The 820-nt window shown below is 52.9% G+C and carries 1 protein-coding gene; it reads right to left on the minus strand.

Annotated elements, in window-relative coordinates; genetic code table 11:
- Positions 1-58 precede the first annotated feature (58 nt).
- Positions 59-760: an IS6 family transposase gene (locus WM40_RS27220; RefSeq protein ID WP_046154673.1), complete on the minus strand. Its 702-nt coding sequence runs from the start codon at positions 758-760 to the stop codon at positions 59-61.
- Between the last annotated feature and the right edge of the window lie 60 nt (positions 761-820).

An 820-nucleotide genomic window follows, 5' to 3' on the forward strand; every position in this document is an offset into this window, starting at 1 on the left:
GGGGTTCTGTCGCAATAAGAAATGGGTGGTGTAAGAATTTTTATATGTATAGGATTACTTATGCAAATAAGGAGTTGAATTGCTGAGCGGGCGAGAGTGCCTTAGCGCAGCCACTCATCTGACCTTTACGAATCATGTGCATGGTCTCGATCCCACCAAGGATGATGCGTGCGCAGCGAAAAGTCTTAAAGCCCATCATGGGCCGCGTTCGACGTTTGATCGCGCGGTGATCCTGTTCAACAATGTTGTTTAGATACTTTTGCTGGCGAATCTTGATCGGTATTTCCCGCTTGGCATTGATCGCTTTTAATGCTGCGAGGTTCGATCCGCTCTTATCGATCGTCACGGTCTCGGGTTCGCCGTTTCGCGCAATTGCCCGTTCGAAATATGCGTGCGCGGCAGCCTTGTCCCGGCGGGCTCGCAGCAGGAAATCAACGGTGTTACCGGCTTTGTCGACAGCCCGGTACAGATATCGCCACTCACCCCCGATTCGAACGTATGTCTCGTCCATCCTCCAGCTTCTGCCCACCGTGCGTTTGCACCGCCGGAACGCTTTTTCCAGTAGCGGCAATAGTCTAAGCGCCCAGCGGTGAACGGTCGAATGGTCCACAGCAACCCCACGCTCTGCCATCATCTCTTCGAGGTGTCGTAAGCTCAACGGATACGCAACATACCAACGCACACATAGGAGCATCACGTCCAGCGGATAGTGGAGCCGTTTAAACACTTTCGACATCGCCGCAGTCAGCTTTTGCTGCATGGATCGGTTCCGTTCGTTCGGGGTCTTCAGAATAACAGACCGCCTTATTGCGACAGAACC

Source organism: Robbsia andropogonis (assembly GCF_000970345.1).
Taxonomy (GTDB): Bacteria; Pseudomonadota; Gammaproteobacteria; order Burkholderiales; family Burkholderiaceae; genus Robbsia; species Robbsia andropogonis.

Bases quoted from the DNA above. Each gene is read 5' to 3' on its own strand.
- WM40_RS27220 (WP_046154673.1), bottom strand. From the start codon at position 760: ATGCAGCAAAAGCTGACTGCGGCGATGTCGAAAGTGTTTAAACGGCTC.